The sequence below is a fragment of the Agrobacterium rubi TR3 = NBRC 13261 genome (assembly GCF_000739935.1).
Lineage (GTDB): Bacteria > Pseudomonadota > Alphaproteobacteria > Rhizobiales > Rhizobiaceae > Agrobacterium > Agrobacterium rubi.
Genome location: NZ_BBJU01000016.1, coordinates 13,427 through 33,927, shown reverse-complemented (window position 1 = coordinate 33,927; position 20,501 = coordinate 13,427). Strand labels below are relative to the sequence as shown.

18 protein-coding genes and 1 riboswitch are annotated in these 20,501 nt (G+C 57.6%); of the genes, 6 read left to right on the top strand and 12 right to left on the bottom strand.

Translation table 11 applies throughout. From position 1 onward, the window contains the following. Positions 1–62: 62 nt before the first annotated feature. The 9 genes from RRU01S_RS13575 to RRU01S_RS13535 all read right to left on the bottom strand — a co-directional run bounded on the left by RRU01S_RS13575 (position 63) and on the right by RRU01S_RS13535 (position 12,266). Positions 63–1,721: an adenylate/guanylate cyclase domain-containing protein gene (locus RRU01S_RS13575; RefSeq protein WP_045230820.1), complete on the bottom strand. Its 1,659-nt coding sequence runs from the start codon at positions 1,719–1,721 to the stop codon at positions 63–65. Positions 1,722–1,880: 159 nt separating this feature from the next. After that, positions 1,881–2,741: an MBL fold metallo-hydrolase gene (locus RRU01S_RS13570; protein ID WP_065700541.1), complete on the bottom strand. Its 861-nt coding sequence runs from the start codon at positions 2,739–2,741 to the stop codon at positions 1,881–1,883. Positions 2,742–2,934: 193 nt separating this feature from the next. Then, complete coding sequence (locus RRU01S_RS13565) at positions 2,935–3,390, bottom strand: cyclic nucleotide-binding domain-containing protein (protein ID WP_045230819.1); 456 nt, start codon at positions 3,388–3,390, stop codon at positions 2,935–2,937. Between the two features lie 38 nt (positions 3,391–3,428). Continuing rightward, the gene (locus RRU01S_RS13560) at positions 3,429–6,146 is read right to left on the bottom strand and encodes an ABC transporter ATP-binding protein (protein ID WP_045230818.1); all 2,718 of its coding nucleotides are present in this window, start codon (positions 6,144–6,146) and stop codon (positions 3,429–3,431) included. 312 nt (positions 6,147–6,458) lie between these two features. Continuing rightward, entirely contained in the window at positions 6,459–8,891 is a 2,433-nt protein-coding gene (locus tag RRU01S_RS13555; protein WP_045230817.1) for a glycosyl hydrolase 2 galactose-binding domain-containing protein, read from the bottom strand. Positions 8,892–8,926: 35 nt separating this feature from the next. Further along, the gene (locus tag RRU01S_RS13550; protein ID WP_045230816.1) at positions 8,927–9,913 is read right to left on the bottom strand and encodes a DUF1839 family protein; all 987 of its coding nucleotides are present in this window, start codon (positions 9,911–9,913) and stop codon (positions 8,927–8,929) included. 7 nt (positions 9,914–9,920) lie between these two features. Beyond that, positions 9,921–10,829: an amino acid--[acyl-carrier-protein] ligase gene (locus RRU01S_RS13545; RefSeq protein ID WP_045230815.1), complete on the bottom strand. Its 909-nt coding sequence runs from the start codon at positions 10,827–10,829 to the stop codon at positions 9,921–9,923. A gap of 4 nt (positions 10,830–10,833) precedes the next feature. Next, positions 10,834–12,015, bottom strand: coding sequence for an acyl-CoA dehydrogenase family protein (locus RRU01S_RS13540; RefSeq protein ID WP_045230814.1), 1,182 nt, complete (start codon positions 12,013–12,015; stop codon positions 10,834–10,836). Then, complete coding sequence (locus tag RRU01S_RS13535; protein WP_045230813.1) at positions 12,015–12,266, bottom strand: acyl carrier protein; 252 nt, start codon at positions 12,264–12,266, stop codon at positions 12,015–12,017. The genes RRU01S_RS13540 and RRU01S_RS13535 overlap by 1 nt, the downstream gene beginning before the upstream one ends. A 165-nt stretch (positions 12,267–12,431) precedes the next feature. Further along, positions 12,432–12,543, top strand: a riboswitch (TPP riboswitch). 98 nt (positions 12,544–12,641) lie between these two features. Between RRU01S_RS13535 and thiC the strand changes: the two genes are divergently transcribed. Genes thiC through RRU01S_RS13500 form a run of 6 tightly spaced genes read left to right on the top strand, consistent with a single transcriptional unit; the run spans position 12,642 to position 17,833 of the window. Then, positions 12,642–14,465 carry a phosphomethylpyrimidine synthase ThiC gene (gene thiC / locus RRU01S_RS13525; protein ID WP_045230812.1) on the top strand — a complete coding sequence of 608 codons (1,824 nt, stop codon included), beginning with the start codon at positions 12,642–12,644 and terminating at the stop codon, positions 14,463–14,465. A gap of 1 nt (position 14,466) precedes the next feature. After that, complete coding sequence (gene thiO / locus RRU01S_RS13520; RefSeq protein WP_045230811.1) at positions 14,467–15,462, top strand: glycine oxidase ThiO; 996 nt, start codon at positions 14,467–14,469, stop codon at positions 15,460–15,462. Continuing rightward, the gene (gene thiS / locus RRU01S_RS13515; RefSeq protein WP_045230810.1) at positions 15,431–15,628 is read left to right on the top strand and encodes a sulfur carrier protein ThiS; all 198 of its coding nucleotides are present in this window, start codon (positions 15,431–15,433) and stop codon (positions 15,626–15,628) included. The genes thiO and thiS overlap by 32 nt, the downstream gene beginning before the upstream one ends. Positions 15,629–15,631: 3 nt before the next feature. Beyond that, positions 15,632–16,405: a thiazole synthase gene (locus tag RRU01S_RS13510; protein ID WP_045230809.1), complete on the top strand. Its 774-nt coding sequence runs from the start codon at positions 15,632–15,634 to the stop codon at positions 16,403–16,405. 40 nt (positions 16,406–16,445) lie between these two features. Next, the gene (locus RRU01S_RS13505; protein WP_234936152.1) at positions 16,446–17,468 is read left to right on the top strand and encodes a P1 family peptidase; all 1,023 of its coding nucleotides are present in this window, start codon (positions 16,446–16,448) and stop codon (positions 17,466–17,468) included. Next, positions 17,465–17,833 (top strand): winged helix-turn-helix domain-containing protein, encoded by a 369-nt coding sequence (locus RRU01S_RS13500; RefSeq protein WP_045230807.1) that lies wholly within the window; start codon positions 17,465–17,467, stop codon positions 17,831–17,833. Before RRU01S_RS13505 ends, RRU01S_RS13500 begins: the two co-directional genes overlap by 4 nt. Here the strand turns inward: RRU01S_RS13500 and modC are convergent. The 3 genes from modC to modA all read right to left on the bottom strand — a co-directional run bounded on the left by modC (position 17,827) and on the right by modA (position 20,465). Further along, positions 17,827–18,903 (bottom strand): molybdenum ABC transporter ATP-binding protein, encoded by a 1,077-nt coding sequence (modC, locus tag RRU01S_RS13495; RefSeq protein ID WP_045230806.1) that lies wholly within the window; start codon positions 18,901–18,903, stop codon positions 17,827–17,829. The two genes, RRU01S_RS13500 and modC, sit on opposite strands and share 7 nt — an antisense overlap. After that, a complete protein-coding gene (modB, locus tag RRU01S_RS13490) occupies positions 18,900–19,601 on the bottom strand; it encodes a molybdate ABC transporter permease subunit (protein WP_045230805.1) in 702 nt (233 codons plus the stop codon). The genes modC and modB overlap by 4 nt, the downstream gene beginning before the upstream one ends. Positions 19,602–19,670: 69 nt before the next feature. Further along, positions 19,671–20,465 carry a molybdate ABC transporter substrate-binding protein gene (modA, locus tag RRU01S_RS13485; protein WP_045230804.1) on the bottom strand — a complete coding sequence of 265 codons (795 nt, stop codon included), beginning with the start codon at positions 20,463–20,465 and terminating at the stop codon, positions 19,671–19,673. Between the last annotated feature and the right edge of the window lie 36 nt (positions 20,466–20,501).

The following is a 20,501-nucleotide window of genomic DNA, read 5'->3' as shown; positions in this document are numbered from 1 at the left end:
CAGTCGATCCCGTTTGAACCAACAGAACTGTTTCCATTTAACAAGGAAACGCTCTAGGCCGCCTAGACGAAGCGCTGACTTTCCGCGTCCGAAATCAGAAAAACCTTCATCTGCGCGCTTTTGCCTCTGATCGGGATGGTCCGGCTCTCCAAGGTGCCGATGTCATGCGCTGATTGTTTCAACACCGGCTCCGAAATCACGATTGCCGTATCGAACTCCTTGGCAGCCGTTTCGAGCCTGCTGGCGACATTGACGGTATCACCGATGGCGGTGAGCGTCTTGGCAGCCCCATACCCCATCACACCCACGATGGATGGTCCGGCGTGGATGCCGACCACGATGCGCAGCTTGACCGCGAACTGCTTTTCCAGCTCCTCGTTCAACGCTTCGACATTGCGCAGGATAAGCGCTGCTGCCTTCAAGGCATCGCGGCTTGCCGTCTCCTTGTTGCCATCCAGACCAAACAGCGCCATTGCACCATCGCCGATGAATTTGTCCAGTCGGCCACCGGCCTGCTCTACGGCTTGGCCGACAACCGTGAAGTAGCGATTGAGCAGAAACACCATGTCATAGGGCAGGCGTGCCTCCGATAAAGCTGTGAAGTTGCGCAGATCGCAGAACATCACCGCGATTTCCTCCTCGCGACCGGGACGGATCGGCTCGCCGCTGGCTGGAATATCGCTTTGTTGTTTGGAGGCCAGTAGCAAGGCCACGTTGAGGCTGTGCTTGGGACGAAGCTGGCATCCAAGCCTGACATCCGAGTCGGCATGGATACGCTGAAGCGTGGCGCGTTCCATCGAGGATGGTTCCGGCAAAGGTCCGTCCGTGCTGATGACCCTCACTCGGCAGGTGGAGCACCGACCTCTGCCGCCGCAGGCTGAAAAGTGAGACACGCCGCCTGATCGACTGGCCTCCAATATGCTGAGCCCAGCCGACGCCCGAACGAGTGCCCCATGCTCGTAGCGTATTTCGAATGCGTTTGATCGCTGCCGCCAGCTACGCACGCCGCGAAGTGCAAAGACCAGCACGACGGCACCGCCGAACAGGGTTTTCACACCTGCCGTGAAGCCATCGATGACAGCATCGAGTTCGGCCTGATTGGCGTGGGGAACACGGGGCGGTGGCGGATTATACTCCATGGCCCGGCCCGCATCGCTAAAGCCGAGAAGCGCCAGGATTGGTAGAAGCACGGCAATCGTCAGCAGATAGGGCGATATTCGCTTGTACCAGTCGCGGTAGCGCAGCCAATAGAAGACGCCGAGGCATCCATGCGTCCATATCAGCACCAGAACGGTGCTCTGCCGCAGACCCAGCATCGGCCTGCGGATCCAGAAATTGTTGATGATGATGTCGTAACCGATGTCGATATCGTAGAGCATCCGCGACAGGCGAATGCCACTGGCATGATCGATGATCATATAGGGGATGAGCAGCCCGATGATGATCTGCAGCGCTTCGCGCGCGGGCATTTTCAAAGAGCGGCGCATATAGATGGAGCGCAGGACCAATATGATGTGGGTGAGGACCGAGCCGTAAAAGATGACGCTGCTGACGGGGTTGAGCCAGATAAGGCTGAACCATTTTCGGCCGTATTCGGCTGTCTCCAGCGACACCAGCGCCAGCGCGTGGTTGACCATATGGCTGAAGACGAAGAGAAGCATGACGAGGCCGGACAACAATCGTGCACGTCTGAGCGACGTCTCCGACATGATGTTGGCCATGCTTTACGTCTCCAATTGCCGTGTGTCATCGCAGTACGGCACATTGCCAGGGGAGACATCCCTGTTGATAGCCGTTCATTGCTATACGTCAATGCTCGAAGAACCAGAAGAGTTCAACGATCACGTCATCGGCATTGTCTGAGAGCCAACATCGCATGGCTAAAGTTCGATCGTCTGGCCATCCCAGGCTGCAAAAACACCGGCGAACTCTTTCTGTGCATCCGCTTCGATCGCCTCAAGCTCGTCATCGGTGCGGAACGGTGCATGATGGATGAGACCGACACTTTTGGCATTCGCATGCTTTGCCAGCAGAACGGCCTGCTGCCATGAGGAGTGGCCATAGCCCCGGTAGGTGTTCATCTCCGCTTCGGTAAAACTTGCATCGTAGAGGAACAGGTCCACATTATCGATGAGCTTCAGAACCGATTTATCCAGCTTGCCGGTTTCGTGTTCCGTATCCGTGATGATGGCAAGGCTGCGGCCCTGCCAGTCGATCCGGTAGCCGATGGCGTTTCCGGGGTGGTTGAGCATATCGGTGGTGATGTTGAGGTCTGGATGGACGTCAAGAACGTCCCCGGCTTTGAAATCCTTGGTAACGATCTGCGCGCAGCACACGTCAAGCGGCACAGGAAACCATGGTGGGCTCATGAACTCGGCGATTATTTCGTGTGTGGTCTTTTGCCCTGCCAGATGCCCGGACCAGATACGCACGTCGTTCTCGCGATTGAAGAACGGTTTGAAATAGGGAAAGCCGATGATGTGATCGTAGTGACAGTGGGAAAAGAACATATTGACGTCGCCGATGCCTTCCGCCTTCAGCGCTTGGCCGGCTGGCAGCAGTCCAGATCCTGCATCGAACAGCAAGACATGGCTTCCGCACCTGACCTCGATGCAGATCGTGTTGCCGCCATACTTACGGAATTTTTCTCCTGAAACGGGAAGCGTTCCTCGTGCTCCCCAGATCTTAACGCGAAATTCCTGTTTATTGTCCCGACGATGATCGTCGGAATTCAACGCCATGATGCACCCCAATTTACCACGAACATCCCAAGCTTCCTCCCATGGGCGCCCGTGTATCTCTCTTGTCTTAGCCCCAACTTTCCGGGAGACAATTTATGTCTCCGCCAATAGTACGCTCAACATTTCAGTTTTATGACAATAGTACCACTTTTATTTTTCTTTTTGAAAGCGGCTGTCAAGAACGCTGTTGCGTCTAAGCACTCGAACCCGACCGCGCTTTGCTCAGCTCTGTCGTGGTTTGCGTCAGACGTTCAGCAAGAACGCGCATGACCTTGATGGTGATGTCTGGAAAATCGGACATCAGCTTGAAGAATTGCTCCTTGCCGATGCGCAATGCTTCCACAGATGTGGAGGCTTGCACCGTCGCCGTTCTGACACTGTCGCACAGAATGGCGATTTCGCCGACAATCGCGTTTCCGCTCATTTCGGTCAGCTTGATCTGCCCGGAGGGTGAATCGATGAGGACATCGACCTTGCCCGTCAGCAGCACGTAAGCCGCATCGCCGATATCGCCCTGGCGAAACAATTCGTCGCCGGCATGATAGGAAACCCTGTCAGATGCGAATGCCAACAGCTTCAGCTTGGAGGGTTCCATCTGGCTAAAGAATGGAACGCGTTTGAGCATCTGAATTTCGTCTTTGAAAAGCATCGCTTCGTCCTGTGCGGTTCCTGTTTATCGCTCACCTCTCAGGCTGCGATCATTTCCTTGAATGTATCGTTTTCTTCGAGAAGAGTCTCATAGGGACCGTCAGCCACGATCGACCCATGGTTGATGACGATAACACGGTCGAACATTTTTGAAAGTGAGGGGTTGGAAAGCACCCACAACACGGCCGGATTGGCGCCATCGTTTCTGAGGAAGGAAATGACGTTGTCGACGATTTCCTGTTGCATCCGGTGATCGAGGCCAGGAAGCGGGCGGTTCAGAACGTAATAGTCCGACTTTCTGATCAGCGCGCGTGCCAGATTGAGCTTCTGCCGCTGCAATGGCCCCAGCCGCTTGCCGCCCGCGCCCAGATTGAATTCCAGACCAACAGCCAGAACCTTGTCGTACAGTCCCTGTTTCTTCATGGCATCGGCAACGATCTTGGTGATGCGCCGCGATGCGTCGGGATAACGATGGCTGATCTTGCCGAACAGAATATTATCCAGAAGGCTGGCAGACGTGCCGTATCGTTCAGGGTCGTAGGGCTCGATCCAGCTGCGCAAGTCGTCCGGCAGCTTCTCGTGGAACATGTGGCGGACCTCGACGATCTTGTCCATCACTTCCTGTGTCAGAAGGCCGAAGCGCTGTCGTGGTTCGATGTAGAAGAAGCTGAGCCGCAGCATGGCGCGCTTTTCGGCCTCGGTCGCATCCTTGTAGCCCTTGCCCTGCAGGCGCTGCAACATCTGCTGATAGCCTGGAATATCGTCTGCCGTCATGAAGGTGAGCTGCTGGAAGAACGGGTGATCCGGCGCAAGATCGCTGAAGATTTCAACGACGTTTTCGGCGATCGTATAGCCCATGTCGAACAGGGTGTCGGACAGGCCGCTGCCGCGCATCAGAGAGCGGAAATAGTCGCTATCGATGATCTTGCGGCTTCCGGTCGAGGAATCCCGCATGGTGCCGAACATGATGTTTTCGCCAACCGTAGCCTCGGCGTTGTAGCTATCGGGCTCGAACGGCACGATCAGTCCGCTGAGATTTGCCTGTTCCAGTTCCGTGCGCAGAGCCTGACGCAGTTCCACGATCCGAGCGGCCAGATGCAGGTCGGTGAGCGGATCGATGGACGAACGCAGGGCGAATTCGAGCACGTCGGGCGATAGCTGCACCGTATCGAGAACCGCCAGCATCGATTTGAGGAACTGCTCTTCCTCGTCGCTCCCCGCCGGGCTGGATGCATAATCGATCCAGTCGCTGTTGATATCGATATCGGGGTTTTCGGCCAGCTTTGCCTCTCGAATTTCCCATTTCCGGTGCTCGAGGTCCGCACCATTGTATTCCTTCGGCTTTAACGGTGCATGTTTGAGACCGTAAACGAGGTTTTCCTTCAGGCTGGCGTGGAAGAAGTAGGTGTCGGCGGATACATAAGAGATGCGGCGGCCGGTGACGGATTCTGGCAATTCATGCAGATCTGTATCGCCGAAGGTGATCTTGCCCGAGGTTGGCCACAGCGTTCTGCCCAGTGCATCGGCCAGTGCCTCCGCGCCTGCCGTGCCGACGATGCCGATGGTTTCTCCCGGATGGATGGTCAGCGACGCCTGATCGAGAAGACGTGTGCCGCTATCGTCATCCAGCGACAGCCCGGCGATGACGATCGGTCCTGTGATGGCAGCGGCTGCTTCCGGAGACAGCGCCTGGATTTTGGCGTCGATCATCAAGGGTGAATCGAACTGCTCGAACACCTGTTCATATTTGACCTGAACGTCCTGACGCGCCTGATCCCAATCGATCAGTTCCTTCAATGGGCCGGGTAGTTCCTTGTAAGCGTTGATGACCGCCACGAGCTGACCGACGTCGAGACTGCCTCTCAGCGTCAGGTAACCGCCCAGCGAGTAAAAGAAGAATGGTGTCAGCTGCGCCAGAAAATTATTGATGAATTTGACGATAAATTTCCACTGGTAGAGATCGTAGCGAATCTTGAAGATTTCGCCGAGCCGGTGGGCTGCATCCGCACGCTCGTAATTGGAGGTATCATAGGCGTGGATCGTGCCGATACCATCGACCATTTCACCGATACGGCCAGCGAGCTGTCGTGCGCTGAGCTGGCGCTGTCTGCCAAGTTCGATCAGGCGGCGGCGCATCTGGGGGATGATGCCAACCTGAATCGCAGCCATGAAGGCTGCAATCAGGCCCAGCCAGAAATTCTGCACGAGAATGAAGAAGAGCGCGGACAGCGCCTGTCCGCCGAGAAGGGCAGGCTGCACGAAGGCATCGCCGGTAAAGCCACCCAGCGGTTCCACTTCATCCTTGATCATGCTGGAGATTTCCGCACCTTTTACCCGCTTGAAGTGGGAGGGGGGAAACAGCAGGATGCGGTCAATCAACTGGAAGCGGATGCGACGCAGCAAACGTTCGCCCAGCCGACCTTTGTAGGTGTTGATGTAATATTTGAAGAGGCCGTTGATGATGACGAGCGCCAGGAAGGTCAGGCTCAGACCCATCAACATGCCAAATCGAGTCAGCTCGATACCCGGAAATAATGTGATCGTTCCCATGTAGGGAAGATCCAACGTCAAATGCATGAAAAGTTGGGTAGAGTTCACGCCTTCGAACCCATCCCCTTGGATGGGGCCGTTGACGATCTGCTTGGGAAGATCGAAGGCAAGGAAATACGGTATCATTGATAGGGCGACGATCAGCAGAATGAACACCTGCTGGCGTCGGGTATGATTCCAGATATAGCGAGTTAAACTTTTTTCCATGTAGGATTTCTACGCCTTGCCGGGCCGAGCAGTATGATGTTCAGGCCAAGCAGACCTGAACATCATACTGCTCTACATCAAAAAATGAGAACGGAATGGAAAGGCAAAATCCCCCATATCTTTTGCCTGATTGCGCTCACAGGAAGGTAGTCGATGTTTTCGATTGCGTCAAAGCCGGATCACGTGATCGGCGCCTGCCGTTCGAAATGGATAATCATGCATTTAGAGTAGGGTAGAGCCCTCTGGATGAAGGGTATGCAGTCTGCGTCATCGCCAGCATTTGCGCTTGAACAAGCGATATAGTGATTTTCCTTAGAAACGAAAGACTTGGTTGCTGCCAAGCGTGCGAATTTCGCCGTTTGGCGCCTGTGAATTGTGCGGGCCGATCGGTCGCAGTTCAACGGTACGAGCCTCACCCGGCGCCAGATGAAACCAGTCATCCGATGGGCGGAAGCCTTCGGCATCGATATGAACCGATTGGGCGAAACGGTCTGCGGTTACCTGCAAAATCCAATTTTCGTTTTCGAGGTTCACTTCGGTCCGCAGAGTTGCAGCATGCATCGCCACCTGCCGCCCCCGCGGAAAATGAAAAGCAGTGGCGATCAGCGCGCCTGTGTCGGCGTCAATCAACCTTGCTACGGTGACATTATGGGACGGAGGGCCGAAACGATAGGCGTAGGTCGTGTCGAAGAAAGCACCGAACAGGTCGGTTGCAGCGATGACCTGCTTTTGGCGGGACGCAAGGCTCAACGCACGTTTGCCGGTGACGACGGGCTGAAGACCATCGCGCAGGCATGTGATTTCCACCACAACATCATGCATATCGAGTGTTTCGTTGATGAGGTGAATATCGAGCCCATTCGTGCCCTCGTCCAGAAGGTTGATGTGCAATGGGCGAAAGGCGCGTTTCAGGCCGTACCACGCCGCCTTCGGTTCGCCAGTCGCGTCAATCACGCCCCAGCCGGGACCTGGCAGAAAATCCTGCAAGGTCCAGACCAATGCGCCCTGGCAGGATGAGCCCGCCCGCCGCCATTCCGCGAATGTCGCTTCCATCACCTCAGCTGTAACAGCGCGGGATAAATCGAGATAGCGTTCGCCATCTTCGCGGCGCAAGGTGGATGGGTCGATATCGTAGAGCAGCTTGAGATAATGATCTCGGATGTCCTCGAAATCCCAAGACGCGCCGCGGTCTCTCGGCACACGCGCTTTCCACTGCGGGTCGTGAACCGGCTTTGCCGGCAAGTGCTTGTCGAGCGTTCGCTGTTGCGGGACGTTCGCGAAGGCGAGGCATTCGGCTGCGAAGCGAACGTCGGCACGCCGCGCATCCTCCAGCGGTCGGCAATAGGCACCGACGCCATAGTAATGGCCAACCTTTTCGTTCGGGAAAAACGGCAAAGCGCCACCGAAGGGAGAGTTGGGCACATAGGCGATGTCTGGCCGCAAACGCCTGATATGAGCGGGCAAAATTTCTTCCGTCAGCGAACCCTTCCAAAACTGTTCCGACAATCCCAGCATCGCACCCTGCTGATACATTTCGCTACCGCCGCACAGCACGGTCAGCGAGGGAGAAAGGGCGGTGTTCATGAGAAGTTGCGAGATTTCCGTTTCGATATGGGCGAGGAAGGCTTCATCCTTAGCCGGGTAATCGAAATTGGCTAGCATCATGTCTTGCCAGACCATAAGCCCCAATTCGTCACACAGCGCGAAGAAGTCCGGCGTCTCGTATGTCATCGTGCCGCCGATGCGGATCATGTTCATACCGGCTTCAGCGGCAAGGCGCAGACAGGGCTCGTAATCCGCTCTGGCGCCGGGCAGTCGCACGATATCGGCATTCGTCCAGACGGCACCCCGGCAGAAAATCGGCTCGCCGTTGATCGTTACCCCGAAGCCCTTGCCATCTGTACCGTGGTCTATCTCGATGCGACGAAAGCCTGTTTTGCCAAGATGATATGTTCGTCCATCGATACGAAGGCTGACATCATGAAGGCTGGGCTTGCCATGCGTTGCGGGCCACCATGGTTCGATGGTGTCCAGTCGCAATGCGCCCTCGAAGACGCCGTCACCTCTAGGTTCGAGTCTGGCGGAACGACCTGCGCACATGATCTCGATTGTCGAGGCCTCACGTTGGACGCGTGCAGAGAAATGCAGCACTCCCGTTCCGTCCGTATCCAGTTCTGATCGAGACGACAGCACGTCGAAGGCGCGCTCGTTGTCACGGATCAGGCGGACAGGGCGCCATGGACCAACGGCGTGGATTTCCGGGCACCAGCCAGGCATGTGGCCGAGAGCCGTCGTCCTGATCAGCCGCAGCCCTTGCGAATTCATCATCTGCGGGCGCCAACGGGCGCGAGGGCCGGGCTTTTCTAACCGCGGTGCCAGCGCGCGAAAACAGATGGCGAGTTCGTCAGCGCCGGTTAGCTCAAATGGAATATCGAGTGCTTCGAACATGCTGGTGGACTGGGCAACGCGTTCGCCATTGAGGAAAATGTCCACGATTGTCGCTAGTCCCTCGAAGCGCAGCGTGGCAGGTCCGACGCTATCCGAGATCAGCGTCAGTCGATACCAGGCGTCGTAGATATTCAAGGGTTTAGGGTGAAGGCGATCAAATTTTCCCAGCACTTCCAGCGCCTGCGCGACGGTGCCGGGAACAGGGGACGTCACCGCCTCGGCCTCGACGGGAATGGCGACCGGTGTCTGATAGGCATCAGGCTCCGTCAGCGTTAAGGTCCATCCCTCGCTCAACATTTGGCCATCCGTTGCGGGGAAAACGGATGGGGCCGTCACGCTGCCTCGCTTGTTTTGCTGAGCCTGTTGTTAAGTTCCGCCATCATCTCGTCCCAGGCAGAGATGGCTGGGTCAAGCGCGGTGGCGAGCGGTTCGAACTTGCGGCGTGCGATGGCCCGGGCAAGCTGAAACTGCACGGATTTCGCCACCTCCGAAATACGAAGCGCGTGCACGGATGCCTGGCCGAAGCGTTTTTCGCCGTCCAGCCACTCCAGATGGCTGGCGGCCAGTTCAAAATTGGCCCCGAATTGGCGAAGCGTGTTGAAGGCATATTTGTGGAAAAAGCCGAAGGGCCGGTCGGCGACCTTCTCGACCTGTGCAGGAAAGACCTCGGCGAATGCTCGGATCGGATTGTGCGTCGGGCGTCTTGCAAAGTGTTGAACCAGAAGCCGTTCTGCCGCTCTTCGTCTTTCCGTTTCGCCAACAGCTTTTTCAGGAAATTTCGCAAACTCGGTATAGGGCAGAAAGGGAAGATCATCATCGGTCAGATGGTGCTGGAAGATGCCTGAGAAATCGTCTCCATCTAGCGCGAAGTAACCGCCATTGTGGAAATATTCCAGCCTGCGATTTTCGACATCCATTCGGTTGATGGCGACGGTCGTTTTGCCGTGTTCCTTGCGGTACGCTGTACCCTGCGTATCCGGCATGTAAAAACTGTCCATCTCGATCAGGCAGATGCGCCCACGCTGCAACTGCGTTTGGATATGGTTTTCCAACCGGTCGAAAATCGCCAGTTCGGTGACGCGGATGCCGTAGAGCGTCTCGAGGTCTTCTAGCGGCACCTTGAAAAAGGTGAACTGATCGCCTTCGAAATCCTGGGTCAGCGTAAAGCCGAGCATAGCTTCAGGCGGCAGGCCGCTTGCGGCGAGAAGTTCAATCCACAGATCGACATAGCAATTGGTTTCCGGCCACATCCGCTCGAGCGAATGGAGCGAATGTGGAACATAGGTTTCAGCGTTCAGGGCAGGAAAAATGCTCGTCATGCCGTCATCAGCCCCACAGCGCGTCCCGCACCGGCTGCGGCCATGCCTCGACATCCAGTCCATGTTTGGCAAACAGCGCCAGCGCGATGCGTTCTAGACCGAAGCCGACGCAGGCGGTGTGTGCAACGTCGCCATTTTCGAGGTTGAGGCCCCATTTCGCGCCGAATGCATCCTGATGGTAGTTGAAGCTCATGCAGGCTGTCTGGTTGGTCGTGGACGTGACCGGAATCAGCAGCTCGAATTTCAGGTTCTGGTCGCGCTGGTTGTTGGCCAGCATCTTGCCAGCACGCCCGAAGAACGGGTCGTTGGCGATATCGAGTTTCACATCGAGACCGATCTTTTCCATCATCTCGACGCCCCGATCCATCCACAGCTGACGGAATTCCGTAACGTCACTTTCCGTGCCCATGCGCACATATTCGCGCATGCGGAACAGCTGCTGACGCGCCGGGTCCTTCGACGGCTCATGGCGGAAGCAATAGGATTGAATATCGTAGAGACCGCCATTTCCCGGCAGGTTTCCGCGCTTGGCGATGGTTGGATACAGCGGGTAGCAGGCTGCAGGCGTCAGCACGATGTCGGTGATCTTCTGGTCCTTCGTCCAGTCGGTGCCTTCATCCATACTCTTGATCAGGCTCACATGATCCAGCTCGCATCCGCAAAAGGAATGGACGGTGCCGGCCAGTTGCGGGAAGCTTTTCATGTAGCCGCTTTTTTCGAAATAGGCGCGGTTGATGCCGGGGGGGAAGCGGATGACTTCGGCCTTGTCGCCACCGCCAACCGTGCCAATCAGGCGTTCAAAACCGGCAATCACGTCTTCGAACTGGCCGCTCCGGCCATAAAGGCCATCCACGCCGGTATCGATCAGCAGGCCCTTGTCAAACAGGCGATCGAGAAAAGATGTTTGCGTGTCCATGGTCTTATCCCGAAAGGCTGGTGTCCTGCTTCTGGACGAGCAGGAGATTGGCGGAGTTGCTTAAAATTCTGTCGTTGGAAATCATCAGTTGCGCCGAATGCGCATCGCGCAGGTGGCGCCCTAGGCTGTAGGGCGTCCCATTTTTGTAGCCCATGATGCCGCAGATCAGCATGGCATGATTGATGATCTCGAGAATGGTTTCCGAGGAGCAAATCTTAACGTTGTTCATGGCGATGGCAAAGCCCATCGACATCAGCTTGTCGGGATCTGACTTGGTGCCCTCATAGGCTTTGAGACCGGCAATGATATTCGATTTGACGATCTGCAGCTTGCTCGACACTTCAGCCAGACGGATGGCACCGGGCGGTGTAACGCCGGGCGATTTTCGGGCGGCCGCACGAACGAAGGCTTGTGCCCGCAAGACCGCGTCAGATGCAATGCCGTACCACACGCCGCTCCACAAAAGATGGGATGTCGCCAGCATGGATTGTGCTGCGATTTCGGCAAAAGGCTTGGAGAATATCTGCTCGGAGGGAGCCGCTCCCTTGAACAGGAAGCCATCGGAACAGGTGCCGCGCATGCCGAGCGTGTTCCAGATATGGGTCCGTTCGAGCGTGTACTGGTCTTTCAGGAAAACGGTCATCACCTGATCGGCGGGCGCCGCTGCTGCATTGGCACGCGAGGTGATGAGAATGGCATCGGCGTGCATGCCGTAGGAAATGACGGTCGCGTCTTTTTCCAACGCGCAATCGGGACCATCGACCTCGATAGCGCAGATGGAATTGCGCATGTTTCCGCCAATGCCGCCTTCGGTGGTGGCAGACGCCAGAAGCAACTGCTCGGACGCTACGCGGCGCATGAAACCGGTGTGCCATTCGCTGTCTTCGCCATGTTCCACCAGGCTGGAGGCCTTGATGTGGTGCATGGCGAAAATCATCGCGGTTGCGGAACAGGATTGGCCAAGAACGCAGCAAATATCCGCAATCTGGGCGATGCTGGCACTCTCGCCACCAAGGTGAATAGGCACCTGTATTCCCAAGAGACGTTCAGCACGCAGGGCATCGATGGCCTCAGTGGGAAAACGTGCAGCGGCATCAACATCGTCGGCATGCCGTGCAGCGATAGCCGCGACACGTGAGGCGCGCGCGATCAGCGTTGCATCAGGCGGGGTGACCGACAGGTTCATCAAGCGGCCTCTTTGCCATCGAGAATGGTTTTGACCGTGTCTTCGATGGCCTTGATGCTGGCGAAGGACTTACGGTTCAGCATGCTGTCTGGAAATTCGATATCGAATGCATCTTCAATGCCAAGCATCAGTTGCACGGATGCGAAAGAAGAAAGGCCCGCAGCATAAAGATCAGCGTCGTCAGCTATTGTATCGACCGGCACTGGGAGTTGGCCGAATTTCGATAGTATTTCACGAATAGTTGAATTCATCTCAGGTACTCTCCCCTTCATAGCTCGCCATCATAACGCACTCTTCGAGTTAAGCTCGAAAAAATAACATTCGAATAAATGGATGGGTTAACTTAGCGTAATTTTCTGTTTTTCAACAGTCTTCACAGATCGCTTGACAAATTTCTTCGTCGGGTTTCTGATTGAGACATTCACCAGGGGAGTCCCGGCAAGGGGCTGAGATACTGCTAGCGCGCGCAGTGACCCGTTGAACCTGATCCAGTTCATACTGGCGTAGGGACGGTGCAAACGCGGGAGCAGCAGGTCGGTCTTGCCGAACTGGTCGTATGTCTTCCCGTGGTTTTTCGTCTTCATGCTCGAACTGGGTCTCCACTGTTTTTGCTTTGGAGCCTCACGATGAACATTGCCGCTAAAAATCTCTCCCCTGTCGTCACCACAGGTCCGCTGCCCGCTTCGACCAAGGTCTACAAGCCCGGCATCATTCACCCTCACATCCGCGTGCCCATGCGCGAAATCGCCGTGCATTCCACCGCTGGCGAACCACCTGTTACGGTCTATGATTCCTCAGGTCCCTATACCGACCCCACCCATGCCGTCAGCATCGAAGGCGGTCTGCCGCGCCTGCGCCACGACTGGGTTGTCGCGCGCGGCGATGTGGAGGCTTACGATGGTCGCCACGTCAAACCGGAGGATAATGGTTTTGCGACGGGCGAACGCCTGACGCCGGAATTTCCACTGCGCCACCAGCCACTGAAAGCGAGAGATGGTAATGCGGTGACGCAGCTAGCCTATGCGCGCGCTGGCATCATCACCCCGGAAATGGAATTCATCGCCATCCGCGAAAACCTCGGCCGCGAGGCGGCGAAGGAAAAGCTGGTGCGCGATGGCGAAAGTTTTGGGGCCAATATTCCAGATCTCGTCACGGCGGAATTCGTGCGCCAGGAAGTGGCGGCGGGCAGGGCGATCATCCCCGCCAATATCAACCATCCCGAAGCCGAGCCTATGATCATCGGTCGCAATTTCCTCGTCAAGATCAACGCCAATATCGGCAATTCGGCGGTCACCTCATCAATGGCGGATGAGGTCGACAAGATGGTCTGGGCTATCCGCTGGGGTGGCGATACGGTCATGGATCTGTCCACCGGTCGTAACATTCACAATATCCGCGAATGGATCATCCGCAATTCGCCGGTGCCGATTGGAACCGTTCCGCTCTATCAGGCGCTGGAAAAAGTGAACGGCATTGCCGAAGACCTGACCTGGGAAGTGTTCCGCGATACGCTGATCGAGCAGGCCGAGCAGGGCGTGGACTACTTTACCATCCATGCCGGCGTGCGGCTGCATTACATTCCGCTGACCGTCAATCGCGTCACGGGCATCGTCTCGCGCGGTGGATCGATCATGGCGAAGTGGTGTCTTCATCACCACAAGGAATCCTTCCTCTACGAGCATTTCGAGGAGATTTGCGACATCTGCCGTGCCTATGATGTGTCCTTCTCGCTTGGCGATGGTCTTCGCCCCGGCTCGATCGCCGATGCCAATGATGCGGCGCAATTTGCAGAACTTGAGACGTTGGGTGAACTGACGCAGATCGCCTGGGCCAAGGATTGTCAGGTCATGATCGAAGGCCCCGGCCATGTGCCGATGCACAAGATCAAGGAAAACATGGACAAGCAGCTGAAGGTCTGCGGCGAAGCGCCTTTCTATACGCTGGGGCCGCTGACGACTGACATAGCGCCCGGCTACGACCACATCACGTCAGGCATCGGGGCTGCGATGATCGGCTGGTTCGGCACGGCCATGCTTTGTTATGTCACGCCGAAGGAGCATCTGGGCCTGCCGGATCGCAACGACGTGAAGGTCGGCGTCATCACCTACAAGATTGCCGCCCACGCTGCTGATCTCGCCAAGGGGCATCCGGCAGCACAAATCCGCGACAATGCGCTGTCGCGCGCGCGGTTCGAGTTCCGCTGGGAAGATCAGTTCAACCTGTCGCTCGACCCGGAAACGGCGCGGTCCTTCCACGACGAGACCTTGCCGAAGGAGGCACATAAGGTCGCGCATTTCTGCTCCATGTGCGGACCGAAATTCTGCTCCATGCGCATCTCGCACGACATCCGCGCCGAGGCGCAGAAGGAAGGTCTTGAGGCGATGGCGCAGAAATTCCAGCAGGGTGGCGATCTCTATATGCCCTTGGAAAAGCCGGTCGCGGGGGAATGAGATGCGCATTCTCATCAAAGGGGCAGGCGTTGCCGGTTTGACGGCTGCTCTTGAGCTTGCCCGACATGGAATGGGGGTCGCGGTTTGCGATCTCGCCAAGCAACCGGGGCGCGGTGCGTCCTGGTTTGCAGGCGGCATGCTGGCACCTTGGTGCGAACGTGAAAGCGCCGATGAAGCTGTGCTGAACCTTGGCCAGTCGGCGCTAGACTGGTGGGACGAGGCGACGCCGATGCTGGTGAAGCGCAACGGTACACTGGTTGTGGCCCCAGCGCGGGACAAGGCAGAACTTTCACGCTTTGCCTCTCGCACATCAGGCTATCGCTGGGTGGATGAGGACGAGATTGCGGCGCTTGAGCCCGATCTTGCCGGACGTTTCCGGACCGGGCTGTTCTTCGAGGGCGAGGGGCATCTCGATCCGCGACTGGCGCTCCTGACACTTTATGAGCGTCTTGTTTCGATGGGTGTCCACTTTCACTTCGGCGCTGAGGCGATGGATGAAAGTGAATTCGATCACGTCGTCGATTGCACGGGCGCGGCACAGACCGGCAAGCTTGCCGGACTTCGCGGCGTGCGTGGCGAGATGCTTCATCTTTCGACCGATGAGGTGAAACTATCCCGTCCCGTGCGGCTGCTTCACCCGCGCATTCCGCTTTACATCGTGCCGCGTGAAGCGGGGCGATACATGGTGGGTGCGACGATGATCGAAACGGATGAGGCGGGGCCGATTACGGCACGTTCGATGATGGAGCTGCTGAATGCGGCCTATGCTCTGCACCCCGCTTTCGGGGAGGCGCAGATCATCGACACCGGCACCGGCATCCGTCCCGCCTTTGCCGATAATCTGCCCAGCATTCGCGAAGAGGACGGCACGCTCTTCATCAATGGCGCCCATCGGCACGGATTTCTGCTGTCGCCAGCCATGGCGCGGCAGGCCGCAGATATCATCATTTCCAAGGAGGTTTCCCATGAAAATTCTCGTCAACGGGCAAGAGCATGATCTTGTGACCGACAGGCTTTCGCACCTGCTGACCGCTCTGGAATACGAGGGCGAGTGGCTGGCAACAGCGGTCAATGGCGATCTCGTCCATGCGCAGGACCGCGATGATTTTCGGCTGAAGGAATTCGACAGGATCGAAGTTCTGTCACCCATGCAGGGAGGATAGGCGATGTTGACACTGTATGGACGCGAGGTCGGATCGCGGCTGCTGCTCGGGACTGCGCGGTATCCTTCTCCTGCCGTGCTGGCGGATGCCGTGCGCGCGAGCAAAACCGATATTCTGACGATTTCGCTGCGACGCGAAACGGCGGGCGGAAAGACCGGCGGGCAGTTTTTCGAACTCATCCGCGAGCTGGACCGAAACATTTTGCCCAACACCGCCGGTTGCCACACCGCCAAGGAAGCGGTGCTGACGGCCAAGATGGCGCGGGAGGTGTTCAAGACCAATTGGATCAAGCTGGAGGTGATCGGCAATCACGATACGCTTCAGCCCGATGTTTTTGCGCTGGTGGAAGCTGCCCGCATTCTGAGCGATGACGGTTTCGAGGTTTTTCCCTATACGACCGACGATCTGGTGGTGGCGGAAAAGCTGGTGGATGCGGGTTGCAAAGTGCTGATGCCTTGGTGCGCGCCCATCGGCAGCGCCATGGGTCCGCTGAACATTACCGCTCTGCGCTCCATGCGCGCCCATTTCCCTGGTGTGCTGATAATTGTCGATGCCGGTCTTGGACGACCATCCCATGCAGCGACTGTCATGGAGTTGGGTTACGATGCCGTGCTGCTCAACACGGCGGTAGCGGGTGCCGGTAATCCCGTCATCATGGCGGGTGCCTTTGCGAAAGCGGTGACGGCTGGGCGCGAAGCCTATCTCTCCGGCATGCTGGAGCCGCGCGACATGGCGGTGCCATCCACGCCCGTTATCGGCACGGCGGTGTTTTCCTGAGCCGTTGACAAGATGAGGTGAGGGCGGGATACCGGCAGGGATGAGCCTCAAGAGGGACCCAGACATGCACAATCTGCTGACCGACATCGACGGTGTGGCTGTCGGTCATGCCACCGATCTCCAACTCGGATCGGGCGTCACCGCCATCGTCTTTGACGAACCGGCCATCGCCTCCGGTTCGGTTCTTGGCGGTGCACCGGGCGGGCGGGACACGGCGCTGCTCGATCCCGCGATGACGGTGGAGGTGGTCGATGCCTTCGTGCTGTCGGGTGGTTCTGCCTTCGGTCTGGATGCGGCGGGCGGTGTGCAGTCCGGGCTTCGCGACATCGGGCGTGGTCTTGCTGTCGGCTCGACCCGCGTTCCCATCGTGCCGCAGGCGATCCTGATGGATTTGCTGAATGGCGGCAACAAGGATTGGGGCCTGCATTCGCCGTATCGTGAAATGGGTTATGGCGCCTTCAAGGCCGCAACTCACCAGCCGTTTGCGCTCGGTAGCGTCGGGGCTGGCACCGGCGCGACGACCGCGACTTTCAAAGGCGGGCTTGGTTCTGCCAGTGCCGTAACCTCGGGCGGTCATAAGGTTGCGGCGATTGTCGCCGTCAACGCTTTGGGCTCCGCGACGGTGGGAAACAGCCGTTATTTCTGGGCCGCCCCCTTCGAGCGCGACAGAGAATTTGGCGGGCTCGGATTGCCAGTGCAATTTTCACCCGCCGACACGGCCATGCGCATCAAGGGGGTGACGCTGACGGCAACGACGATTGGGGCGGTGGTGACGGATGCCGTACTGACGAAAGCACAAGCGCACCGGCTTTCGATCATGGCGCATGGCGGGCTTGCCCGCGCCATTTTGCCGTCGCATCTCGCCAGTGATGGTGACACGATGTTTGCAGCTGCAACCTGCCAAAGGCCAATGAGTGCCGTAAGCGACTTTGCCGAGCTCTGCCATCTTGCAAGCATGGTCGTCAGTCGTGCCATTGCCCGCGGCGTTTACGAAGCGACGGCCTTGCCGCATGCAGGTGCGCAAAAATCCTGGCAAGATTACTTCGGTGCGGGTGCCGAATGAGTGATCAAAAATCGAAGTTGCCACTTAAAACGGTTTTGCGGATCGATTTTCCGCCAAGTGATAGACTTGGACGGGGAAAAATCCAGTTGATGGAACTGATCGCCTCGACCGGCTCGATTTCCGCTGCCGGGCGGGCCATGGATATGTCCTATCGCCGGGCATGGCTGTTGGTGGATGCGCTGAACCATATGTTCAAGGAACCGGTGATCGAATCCCAGCGCGGCGGCAGCCAGGGCGGCGGGGCAAGCTTGACCGTCTTCGGGCAGGAACTGCTCGAACGCTATCGCGCCATGGACCAGCGCCTTAAGGATGCCCTAAAAGCCGATCTCGACTGGCTTGAGGCCAATAGAAACTCCGGTCAGTAAGGATCGAGTGCTGCCGATTTGATGATGGCAAAGATCGGCTGCCTCGGTTCCAGCGCCAAGCGTTCGACCGACAGCCTCGTAATGCGTGACGCGATGATATCGCCACCGCAATCGACCTGAACCATGGCCATGCCATCCTCCGACAGCACGATGTCTGCGATACGGCCTTCTAGAATATTGAGCGCGCTTAGACCTTGAGGCTTCACTGTCGCCAGCATTACGTCGCGAGCGGGAATGTGGACGCGAACGTGGTGTCCGACCCTCGCTGCTGATGCGGGAACCTGTAACGCCACCTTGTCCAGCCTGATTGTGGCAAGCCCGTGCTTAGAATCGAAATCCTCAACACTGCCAGATAGAATGCTACCGACTTCTCGGCGCTCCAGTTGCGCGGTGAAAGCGGCGCGCGACAGGATGTCCGCTGCCGGACCTGCGACCTCTATCCTGCCGTCCTTCATCACCACAATCTGGTCCGCAAGGCGCGATACCTCGCTGATGGAGTGGCTGACATAGATGATCGGAATCTTCGTCTCGTCTCGTAGCCGTTCCAGATAGGGAATGATTTCCGCCTTGCGTGCCTCATCGAGTGCGGCCAGCGGTTCATCCATCAACAGCAAGCGCGGCGATGACAGAAGCGCACGGCCAATCGCCACGCGCTGTTTTTCACCGCCGGAGAGTTTTTCCGGGCGGCGCTTCAGCAGGTCTCCAATGCCGAGCATCTCGATAATTTTTGTGCTTTCCGTCGGTGCGCCGGTTTTGCCAGAGAACCAGCGGCCATAATGCAGGTTCTGCTCGACAGTGAGATGCGGAAACAGGCGTGCTTCCTGAAAGACGGTGCCGAAGCGGCGTTCGTGGCAGGGGGTGAAGAGCCGTTTGGCGCTATCGGCCAGTACAGTTCCATCGAGGATCAATGTGCCATGATCGGGTTTCGTCAGTCCGGTAATGATGCGGATAACGGAGGTTTTGCCGGAGCCGGAACGTCCGAACAGGGCGGTCACGCCTTTCCCTGCGATGAGGTTCGCGTCCAGCGTGAAGGCACCCAGTCGGTGTTTGACAGTGAGTGTCAGCGTCATTGCGCATTCACCCTTTTGCTGACGATGCGCGCCAGATATTCCGACGTCAGCAGGGCGAGCATGGAAATGGCGATGGCAACCAGCGTCAGCCGCATCGCGCCCGCATCACCGCCCGGAACTTGGGTGAAGGTATAGATGGCTGCCGACAGGGTCTGCGTTTCGCCGGGAATGTTCGACACGAAGGTAATCGTCGCGCCGAATTCCCCCATGGCCTTTGCGAAAGCGAGGATCATACCGGCAATGATGCCGGGCAAAGTCAGCGGCAGGGTGACGGTCAGGAACACCCAGAGCGGGCTCGCGCCCAGTGTGCCTGCCGCTTCCTCAAGCTTGCGATCCACCGCTTCGATCGAAAGCCGGATGGAGCGTACCATCAGCGGAAAGGCCATGATGGCGCATGCCAAGGCTGCGCCCGTCCAGCGGAAGGAGAAAACGATGCCGAAATACTGATCGAGAAACTGTCCGATCACGCCTCGGCGTCCAAAGGTGACCAGAAGGATGAAGCCGGTGACAACAGGAGGTAGGATGAGCGGCAGGTGCACGATGCCGTTGAGCAGCGATTTGCCCCAGAATTGACCGCGTGCCAGTGCAAGCGCGATCAAGATGCCGAAGGGAAGGCTCGCAAACATGGCGATGCTGGACACCCAGAGGCTCAGGCGTATCGCCGTCCATTCTTCCGCGCTGAGGGTGAGCCAGTCCAATACGCCATTCCCGCTGAGATGTGGTGGCACCGAAGATTGCCGGAGCCATGAGGATCGTGAAAGCCGATCTTACTTCAGAATGGTAAAGCCCTGCTTTTCAAAGAAGGGAGCGGCCTTGGCCGATTTCAGGAATTCGAGATAGGCAGCCGCTGCCGGGCTTTTGGATTCCGACAGGATGGCAACCGGATAGATGATCGGCTCATGGCTGTCCTGCGGGAAAGTGCCGACGATCTTCACGCCCGGGTCGGCGGCAGCATCGGTCTGGTAGACGATGCCATAAGGGGCCTCGCCGCGAGACACGAGAACCAGCGCTGCACGAACGCTTTCCGCACCCGCAACCTTGGCTTCCACGGAAGACCAGACGCCGAGCTTTTCCAGCGCGGCCTTGCCGTATTTTCCAGCCGGAACGCTATCGACCGCACCCATGGCCAGCTTGCCGTCACCCACCAGCTTTGCAAGGTCGAAGCCCTGTTTGATGTCGACAGGCGTCGCCTTATCGGCAGGCGCGACCAGCACCAGACGGTTGCCGAGCAGGTCGGTGCGTGTGTCGTCCTTGATCAGCTTTTTGCCCGCGACATAATCCATCCATGCAAGGTCAGCCGAGATGAAGAGATCGGCAGGCGCACCCGCTTCGATCTGTTTCGCCAGTGCCGAGCTGGCCGCGTAGGACACCGTGGCCTCATTGCTGGTTTCTTTGGCCCATTCGGCATTGGCCGCATCAAGCGCGTTCTTCATGCTGGCGGCGGCGAAAACGGTGACCTTGTCCTGCGCAAATGCCGATGCCGACAGGCCAATGGTTGCCACCACGGAGCCGACAATGGCTGCAAGAGTGGTTCTGATAAGAGTGCGACGAAGAATTCCCATGCCCTTTGGACCCCTTTTAGCGACATATCCTGACGA